We start from the raw sequence: 8,819 nt of genomic DNA, 5'->3' as shown, positions 1-8,819 counted from the left end.
AATCTCTCGGGGGCAACCCCGTGCCGGTTCAAGTCCGGCTCCGGGCACCATTTCTTTTGTTTGACTCTTCGTTTCTCATCAGCCTTTGGCTACCCTCCTTTCTATTGAGTTAGCTATTCTTATTGCCCCAGGCGAAAGCTTGCAGGACCTATTTTGCGTTCAGCAATATCGTCATTTAGTCATTGTCACGCTATGATGCTCGGCTTTCGTTCGCCTAGACACTGACCGTGAACTGACACTTGGCAAGCACGCGAGCCAACAATAAGGAGCGGGCATCATGAGCACGCCAACACCCGACGTACTGATCATTGGCGGCGGCGTTGCCGGGTTAACGCTTGCTCTGGACATTGCTGACCATCTGTCAGTAATGCTTGTGCGCCCCGCTCAAGACGACCAAGGGGCCAGCCGCTGGGCACAGGGCGGCATTGCCGCGGTTCTTTCGCCTGACGACAACCTCGAAGCACATATTAACGACACGCTGGTTGCGGGGGATGGCCTGTGCGATACAGAGGCTGTTCGGTTTACCGTCGTCAACGGCCCCTCTGCCATTCAGTGGCTGATCGATAAAGGCGTTCCTTTTACGCCTGAGACCGACCCTAACGCACGCTACCCGTATCATCTGACTCGTGAGGGCGGCCACAATGCCCGACGCATCATCCACGCAGATGACGCCACGGGGCGCGCCGTGGTAGAGACGCTATTAGATAAGGTCGCACGGCATCCACGGATTATGCAGCGCAACGACCTGACAATCGTTGGCTTATTACAAGATGACAGCGGTAGGTGTCGAGGCGCCTATGGCAGTGACCTTAACCAACAGTGGCACTCGATTACGGCACGCCATACCGTTATCGCCACCGGCGGTGCCAGCGGGCTTTATCAACACACCACAACGCCAACCCCAAGCAGCGGCGAAGGCATGATGATGGCCGCCGAGCTGGGCGCCCAGCTAATGAATTTGGAGTTTCAGCAGTTTCATCCGACCTGCTTATTTGACCCTGGAGGCCCCGCTTTTTTGATCAGCGAGGCAGTACGGGGCGAAGGCGGACACCTGCTAAATGAAACCGGGCAGCGCTTTATGCTGGCGCTGGATCAACGCGCCGAGTTGGCGCCTCGTGATATCGTCGCCCGCGCTATTGATACTGAAATACAGCGCGGCACGCTCGGTCACGTGTGGCTGGATATTCGCCATCTAGGCACCGAGGCCATTCGCCACCACTTCCCTACTATTCAGGCTCATTGCATCACTCGGGGCATTGATATTACCCAGCAAGCTATTCCTGTGGTGCCTGCCGCCCACTATAGCTGCGGCGGCATCGCTACCAACCTGCAAGGCGCTACCAGCGTTGCTAACCTTTACGCCATTGGTGAAACGGCATGCACAGGCCTGCATGGAGCTAACCGAATGGCAAGTAACTCGCTGCTTGAGTGTTTGGTGTTTGCTAGGAGCTGCGCACAAGTACTATTAGCCTGCACGCAAAAACAAGACAAAGGCTTACACCGCGACGAATGTCGCCCTCCCGCCCAACCTGCGGCGTCCGCTATTTCTCAATCGGCACTGAAGGACATTCGCCAGCGCATGCGTCAAGTAATGAGCCAGCATGTTTGCATTGTGCGCAGCAACGCAGGATTAAAAACGGCCATGGAGCAGCTAAAGGCGCTGTTAAACAGAGCGGAGGGACTGGAAGACATCCAAGCAGCCCCAGAGGGCCGTCGCCTAACTCAGGCACTGCAGCTGGCCACATTGACAGTACTGGCTGCCCAGCAGCGACGTGAGTCACGCGGCCTGCATTTCACGACCGACTGGCCTCATCAGCAGCCTAAACCCACCGTTTCAATGCTCTCAAGCATGCATCTAGCGCCCGGGACGATGAAATAGCCGCCTTACTTCACGCAAGCGCTCTGGCGGCGCACTGTCCGGCCAAAGCCAAATCCGCTGCTTTCCTACGTAAAGACCGATCAACCAAGGCCCCAAGTAGTCGCAGCGCACTTGATACTCATCACCAAGTGATGGGCGGCTATCCGCTGACTGCTCTGGATCAAACGGTAGCAGCCAGCGGCCATAGCATGACGATGCCGTTGAACTAAGACTAAGCACGCCTTTGTGTGCTTGAGTGTAAGCACGCCAGAGGGCGATAGCCCCTAGCGTACTCACCAGCATCAGCGCTAACGCACCGCCGACCCAATAGCTCAGCGCCGCCAATCCAGTAAAAAGGCAGCATTGTGCTGACAGCCAATAGTTAGAGGGTGCGATAGGCAGAATTATCGGTGGTTTCTGCATGTTCAACAATCATTTGTACAATGCGACGCTGGCTGGGCTCTTCAGGCCACTCTCGATGCATGAGCCAGACAAAAAGATCCTGGTCCTCACCTTCAATTAACTGCTCATAGGCCAGCTTATCCGCATCACTAAGCTGATCAAAGCATTGCTCAAGAAACGGAATTAGCAGCAAATCAAGCTCCCACATACCTCGGCGGGAGTGCCAATAAAGCCGCTTGCGCCGTACAGCTGCAGGGGATGTGTCGTCGCTCAACGTCAGCCTCTCCGATCCAAAAAAATGAAAAGCCAGTATACCTAAGCTACAGGGTCGCGCCAGCGCCACACTTCGCCTATGCTGCTAATGAGTCTAGAACCTTGTTTTATCTGAATTGTTTTATATTCAATAGCGCAGTATGCTGAATTTGATGTTAGTGAGGTCGAGAGCGCGTCACGGCCTTCAATGTTCGCAGGGAGCTAACCGATGACTAAATCTGAATTAATCGAACAAATCGCGATGCGTCAACCGGAATTATCCGCCAAAGATGTTGAAACGGCGGTGCGTATTATCCTAGACGATATGACCGACGCACTCTCAAGTGGCGGTCGCGTTGAGATCCGTGGCTTCGGCAGTTTTTCGCTGCACTACCGGGAGCCGCGGGTCGGGCGCAACCCCAAAACGGGCGATGCTGTTGATTTAGAAGGCAAGTATGTGCCGCACTTTAAGCCGGGAAAAGAGCTGCGTGAGCAGGTCGACGCTAGCCGCGCTCTTGGCTACTAGCGATCAGTTATTACGCTACCCGACCGAATCTTGGATGACGTCGGGCCTTGAGTCGTACACAATAGAGCTACCGTGAATGTCACAGACTAGGGAACTCTCATGCGTTGGATAAAAGGGCTGATTTTAGCCGTTATTTTGCTGGCAGTCGTACTGGTAGGCATCCTGTTTGCCGTCAATAATCAGCAAACGATTGCCTTAAATATAATTTGGCTAGAGCTACCGGCAGTATCACTTTCGGTATGGTTGCTAGCAACATTAGTCTTTGGCGTTCTGCTGGGCATGCTCGCGATGTTAGGTGTTTACGTGCGGCTGAAAGCAACACTAGCACGCAGCCAGCGGCATAATAAGCAGCAGCGTAAGGAACTCGATAGCCTGCGTACTCAGGAGTTCAAGGAACTGGCATAAATGCTGGATACTGCGCTGCTAGGCGTATTACTCATCGCTATTGCTATCGGTTACGGGCTAGGTTACCGGCAGGCTGCGCGCCGCCGGCAGCAGCACCCATCGTCCGCGCCTTCTTCGCCGGTCTTATCGCGAGATTACTTCGTCGGGCTCAACTACCTGCTTAACGAGCAGCCTGACGAAGCCATCAATACCTTCATTAACGTGCTGGCGGTGAACAGCGACACCGTAGATACGCACATTGCCCTGGGCAAATTATTTCGCGCCCGCGGCGAAGCCGATAAAGCGGTAAGCATTCACCAAAACTTGTTAGCCCGTCCAGAGCTGCCTCAGCATACCAACGAACAGATTCAGCTAGAGCTTGCTCGCAACTTCATGGCACTCGGTGTCCATGACCGAGCTCAACGCCTGCTTAATACTCTGTTGGAAAATAGCACCGACGATAATCACCGCTATGCCGCTAAACAGCTGCTCATCGATTTACTAGAGCGTGAAAAAGCATGGCGAGATGCGTTAGAGGTAATCCAGCCCATACTCAAACAGCACCCGGCAATGCGGCGCCCCGCAGCCCATTGGCTATGTGAGTTAGCGCTCGAAGAAATTAGCGAAGCCAGCCGGGCACTAGCGAAAAAGCACCTTAAAAAAGCGCTTCAACTGGATGAAAACTGCGTTCGCGCCACCCTGCTACTGGCTGACCTAGAGATGGATAACGGCCACTATGGCCGCGCCATTGAGCGACTGGATTGCATAGTGCACCAGGAAACCGCGCACATACCGACTATGTTGCCGGCGCTTAAACGCGCCTACTTACGCCAGGATGACGAAACGGGTTATGAAGCACACTTGCTTCGCCTGCTTGAGCAAGCACCTTACACCAGTATTATCATTGCGCTGGGGGAGCTCGTTCATCAGCGTGACGGCGTCGACAAAGCCATTGCATTGATCGGCGAGCGCTTGCGCGCCGTGCCTAGCCTAGGCGGGCTGGATTACTTAATCGACCTGTACATTGAAAGCCAGCGACAAAGCCGCAAAGAAGCCCCTGATACGCGCCTGCTACTGCTTAAACATCATACCGATGCGCTGCTTCTAAACCGCACGCGCCACCGCTGTCAACGCTGCGGCCTTGCTAGTGATGCGCTTCAGTGGCAGTGCCCCAGCTGTCGTTACTGGGGAACGATAAAGCCCATTATTGGCGTAGAGGGTGAATAGCATCTCGCCATTAACCACTTCCGCCTCCTAACCCACCTGTGCACTTACTTTTACTTAGCGCTGACCCAACTCCTCTTCAACCCTATATAGCGCGGCCATAGGATCATCAGCCTGCGTGATAGGACGGCCAATCACCAAGTGCGTGCTGCCTGCTTCAATAGCCGCGCTAGGCGTCATAATCCGCTGCTGGTCATCAACCGACGCAAACGTAGGTCGAATGCCAGGCGTTACTTTCAAGAAGGCATCGCCGCACAGCGTTTGAATGTCAGCAGATTCCTGCGCCGAACAAACTACGCCTTGCAGGCCACTATGTTTCGCCAACAGCGCTAAGCGCTCTACGTGCTGCTTAACCGAGCTATTGATACCGACATCGGCCAGGTCATCAGCCTGCATACTGGTTAATACAGTAACGGCAATCAGGTGAGTCGTTAAACGCTGCTTCTCTAAGCGCTGAACGGCCGCCTCCATCATCCTCCGACCACCGCTGGCGTGCACATTGACCATCCACACGCCCTGCTCCGCAGCCGCCTGTACGGCACTCGCCACGGTGTTAGGGATATCGTGAAATTTAAGATCCAGAAACACTTCAAAGCCGCGCCCGTGTAGAGAATCAAGCACCGCAGGTCCACTGCGCGTAAACAGCTCTTTACCGACTTTCACTCGGCAGCGAGCAGGATCTAACTGGTCAGCCATGCACAAAGCAGCATCTAACGACGGGTAATCTAGCGCAATAATAATCGGGGAATCAGTGGCCACAACGTTGCTCCAAATACGGTTTCGGCCATTATATCAGCCTCCCCCCTCTTCTCGCGCCCTGAGTTTGTAAGCCATCTGCCATATTCTCGTAGCGAAAAACTTACAACTGCTGTCACACATCGCTGACATAATCACTCAACATATAGCGCTAAGTTAACTATGGCGCGATGTTTATTGAGATGATATTTATTGTTTACAACAGTAAAGCTCTTTATTACATGGCGCCGAAACTATTTATTAATAAATTTTATTAGCAACCGTTATTAAAAGGATCACAAGATGAACATGACACTTAAAGGAATGTTAGTAGCACTACTGCTAAGCGTCAGTTTAGGGCTTTCAAGCAACGTTCTAGCGCAGCAACTGGCCCCCATCAATGTTAACACTGCTGACGCTGAGCTGCTGGCAGAGCTACCGGGCGTTGGCCCAAGCAGAGCAGAGGCCATCATTGAAGAACGTCAAGCTAGCGGCGCGTTTGATAGCGCGGACGACCTTACTCGCGTAAGCGGCATTGGATCAGCCACCGTTGATAGCATGCGCGACCAGGTGACCTTTGAAGATTGAAACAATCGTTCTCTAAATCTAGTTTTGATGACTTAGTTCTAATGCGCTAGCTCTGATGAATTAGCTCTGATGCATAGCTGCCCGGTAGCGCCGAGACGCGCCGGGCACTATCGATAGCGGCACTTATATCATCCACGCATCCATAAACTTATGAACCGGCAACTGCTCAAGCGCTATCTGATCGCTGCATAACTGCGCAATTTCATGACAGCGGTCTTTTGCAAACCGCGTCGCCAGGTGATGTTTAAACTTATCGATCAGTAGCGGCATCCCCTCTTCCCGCCGACGCCGATGGCCAACCGGGTATTCCACGGCAACGTTATCAGTGGCGCTTCCATCGGTGAAAAAAACCTGCACTGCGTTAGCAATCGAGCGTTTGTTCGGATCATAATAATCGGCCGAATACGCAGGGCTCTCTTTTACTTGCATTTTACTGCGCAATTCATCAATCAACGGGTTTGCCACATGGAAACTATCTTCATAGTGTTCGGCACTAAGTGCACCGAAGATAAGCGGCACTGCGGTCATGTATTGCAAGCAGTGATCACGATCCGCGGGATTAGATAGCGCGCCGGTTTTGGAGATAATTCTAATCGCCGAGTTATGCGTGGTAAGCACAATTTTATCAATATCGGCCAAGCGATTTTTAACCTGCGGGTGTAACGCCACGGCAGCCTCGCAAGCCGTTTGGGCGTGGAACTCGGCGGGAAAAGAGATCTTGAATAAGATATTTTCCATCACATAGCTGCCGAATTCGCGCTGAAACTGAAAACGTCGCTCAGCCGCTGGCTTCAGGCTCAGACCCTTATTGCCATGGCTAAACAGCACATCGTAGAAGCCCCATTGCGGTGCCGAAAGCACACTGGGAATGCCCATTTCACCCCGCAAGGCGATATCAGCCAAGCGTACGCCTCGCGAGGTAGCATCGCCGGCCGCCCAGCTTTTACGTGAACCCGCGTTCGGCGCATGACGATACGTTCGCAGACTTTGGCCATCGGCCCAGGCGTGAGAAAGCGCTGAAAGCATCTGCTCTCGATTGGCTCCGGAAAGCTTGGCGGCTACCGCGGCAGATGCCACCTTCACTAACACCACGTGATCTAACCCCACGCGATTAAAGCTATTATCCAACGCCAACACGCCCTGTATCTCATGGGCCATGACCATGGCATTGAGCACATCGCGCATCACCAGGGCCGCTTCGCCTTGAGCAACCCGCCGCTGGGAAAGGTGATCGGCAACGGCGAGTATTGCGCCAAGGTTATCGGAAGGATGCCCCCACTCGGCGGCCAGCCAAGTGTCGTTATAGTCCAGCCAGCGGACAATACAGCCGATATCCCACGCTGCTTTAACCGGGTCTAAGCGTAGCGAGGTGCCCGGCACTCGAGACCCGAATGGCACCACAGTGCCTTCCACAATGGGCCCCAGATGCTTCGTGCATTCAGGAAAGCGTAGCGCTAGCAGCCCACAACCTAACGTGTCCATCAGGCAGTAACGCGCTGTTTCCAAGGCCTCAGAAGAGGCTACCTGATAATTCAATACGTAGTCGGCAATAGCCTGTAGCTCAGGATCGTAATCCGGGCGCTCATTGGCTTCGGATGTTGCGGGTGCTCTAGTGGACATAGTGCTCTCCTAATGGATAACCGCCTATTCAGTATGGCCTAAAAGCTGTCACCGGGAATTCTCACGACGCCCTCCATCAGTACCCGCGCGCTACGGCTCATGATGGCCTGATCAATCTGCCAGCGTCCATCAATCAGATTGGCTTCAGCGCCAACCCGCAAACTGCCCGAAGGATGGCCAAAGGTAACCGCCTGACGCTTATCACCTCCAGCGGCCAGATTAACCAGCGTGCCCTCAATGGCGGCAGCCGCCGCAATGGCCACCGCAGCGGTACCCATCATGGCATGGTGCAGCTTACCCATCGAGAGCGCCCTCACCAGCAAGTCAATATCAGCGGCCTGCACAGGCTTCCCACTAGAGGAGACGTAATCTACAGGGGGCCCAACAAACGCCACTTTCGGCGTGTGCTGCCGATGGGCAGCGTCACTCACATCGTTGATCAGCCCCATGCGTACGGCGCCGTAAGCACGAATGGCTTCAAACATTTTAAGCGCGCGGATATCGCTATTAATCACATCCTGCAGCTCTGCCCCGGTATATCCAACGTCTGCCGCATTGATAAACACCGTAGGAATGCCTGCATTGATCAGCGTGGCTTTTAACTTGCCCACGCCTGGCACATCCAGATCATCAATAAGACTACCTGTAGGAAAAATCGCCCCTTCACCATCAGCGGGGTCCATAAAAGCCACCGCAATTTCAGCAGCAGGGAAAGTCACGCCATCGAGTTCAAAGTCACCGGTTTCCTGCACCTGCCCATTCACAATAGGCACCTGAGACACGATAGTTTTCTGAATATTGACCTGCCAAATTCGCACCTCAGCCAAACCGTTTTCTGGAATGCGGGCAGCATCCACCAGACCATTGGCAATCGCGAAGGGACCTACTGCCGCCGAGAGATTGCCGCAGTTGCCGCTCCAGTCAACCACCGGCTTATCGATTGAAACTTGCCCAAAGAGGTAGTCCACATCGTGCTCGGAAGACTCACTTTTAGATAGAATCACCGTTTTGCTGGTACTCGACGTTGCGCCTCCCATCCCATCAATTTGCTTTTCATAAGGATCGGGACTGCCAATCACTCGCAGCAATAGCCGGTCCCGATCGGGCCCGGCTTTCTGCGCCACGCTAGGTAAATCACTAAGCTTAAAAAACACGCCTTTGCTGGTACCACCGCGCATGTAGGTCGCCGGTATTTTTATTTGTGGCGTACTGGCCATAATGCGATCTCCT

10 protein-coding genes are annotated in these 8,819 nt (G+C 53.7%); 5 read left to right on the top strand and 5 right to left on the bottom strand.

The features are described from left to right. Nucleotides 1–277 precede the first annotated feature (277 nt). Entirely contained in the window at nt 278–1,879 is a 1,602-nt protein-coding gene (nadB, locus tag ACTH5D_RS10685; RefSeq protein ID WP_441671027.1) for an L-aspartate oxidase, read from the top strand. Here nadB and ACTH5D_RS10680 read toward each other — a convergent pair. Continuing rightward, a complete protein-coding gene (locus ACTH5D_RS10680) occupies nt 1,856–2,281 on the bottom strand; it encodes a hypothetical protein (protein ID WP_441671025.1) in 426 nt (141 codons plus the stop codon). The genes nadB and ACTH5D_RS10680 overlap by 24 nt on opposite strands. Beyond that, the gene (locus ACTH5D_RS10675; RefSeq protein ID WP_441671023.1) at nt 2,241–2,534 is read right to left on the bottom strand and encodes an FAD assembly factor SdhE; all 294 of its coding nucleotides are present in this window, start codon (nt 2,532–2,534) and stop codon (nt 2,241–2,243) included. The genes ACTH5D_RS10680 and ACTH5D_RS10675 overlap by 41 nt, the downstream gene beginning before the upstream one ends. Nucleotides 2,535–2,741: 207 nt before the next feature. Between ACTH5D_RS10675 and ACTH5D_RS10670 the strand changes: the two genes are divergently transcribed. From ACTH5D_RS10670 to lapB, 3 genes are all read left to right on the top strand, one after another. Then, nucleotides 2,742–3,038, top strand: coding sequence for an integration host factor subunit beta (locus tag ACTH5D_RS10670; protein ID WP_096279162.1), 297 nt, complete (start codon nt 2,742–2,744; stop codon nt 3,036–3,038). A gap of 99 nt (nt 3,039–3,137) precedes the next feature. Next, complete coding sequence (locus ACTH5D_RS10665) at nt 3,138–3,443, top strand: lipopolysaccharide assembly protein LapA domain-containing protein (RefSeq protein ID WP_441671021.1); 306 nt, start codon at nt 3,138–3,140, stop codon at nt 3,441–3,443. Next, nucleotides 3,444–4,649: a lipopolysaccharide assembly protein LapB gene (gene lapB / locus ACTH5D_RS10660; protein ID WP_441671019.1), complete on the top strand. Its 1,206-nt coding sequence runs from the start codon at nt 3,444–3,446 to the stop codon at nt 4,647–4,649. A 54-nt stretch (nt 4,650–4,703) separates the two neighbouring features. Here the strand turns inward: lapB and pyrF are convergent, their stop codons facing one another. After that, on the bottom strand, nt 4,704–5,405 hold the full coding sequence (gene pyrF / locus ACTH5D_RS10655; protein ID WP_441671017.1) for an orotidine-5'-phosphate decarboxylase: 702 nt from the start codon (nt 5,403–5,405) through the stop codon (nt 4,704–4,706). 279 nt (nt 5,406–5,684) lie between these two features. Between pyrF and ACTH5D_RS10650 the strand changes: the two genes are divergently transcribed. Further along, the gene (locus tag ACTH5D_RS10650) at nt 5,685–5,969 is read left to right on the top strand and encodes a ComEA family DNA-binding protein (RefSeq protein ID WP_441671015.1); all 285 of its coding nucleotides are present in this window, start codon (nt 5,685–5,687) and stop codon (nt 5,967–5,969) included. A gap of 123 nt (nt 5,970–6,092) precedes the next feature. Here ACTH5D_RS10650 and ACTH5D_RS10645 read toward each other — a convergent pair whose 3' ends face one another. Both ACTH5D_RS10645 and prpF read right to left on the bottom strand, forming a co-directional pair. Continuing rightward, nucleotides 6,093–7,589, bottom strand: coding sequence for a bifunctional 2-methylcitrate dehydratase/aconitate hydratase (locus ACTH5D_RS10645; RefSeq protein WP_441671013.1), 1,497 nt, complete (start codon nt 7,587–7,589; stop codon nt 6,093–6,095). A gap of 38 nt (nt 7,590–7,627) precedes the next feature. Then, nucleotides 7,628–8,806, bottom strand: coding sequence for a 2-methylaconitate cis-trans isomerase PrpF (gene prpF, locus ACTH5D_RS10640; RefSeq protein WP_441671011.1), 1,179 nt, complete (start codon nt 8,804–8,806; stop codon nt 7,628–7,630). Between the last annotated feature and the right edge of the window lie 13 nt (nt 8,807–8,819).

Origin of the sequence: Halomonas sp. (assembly GCF_052095695.1) — a bacterium.
Taxonomy (GTDB): domain Bacteria; phylum Pseudomonadota; class Gammaproteobacteria; order Pseudomonadales; family Halomonadaceae; genus Vreelandella.
The sequence above is the reverse complement of the archived record's forward strand: the minus strand, read 5'-3'. Positions and strand labels throughout refer to the sequence as shown.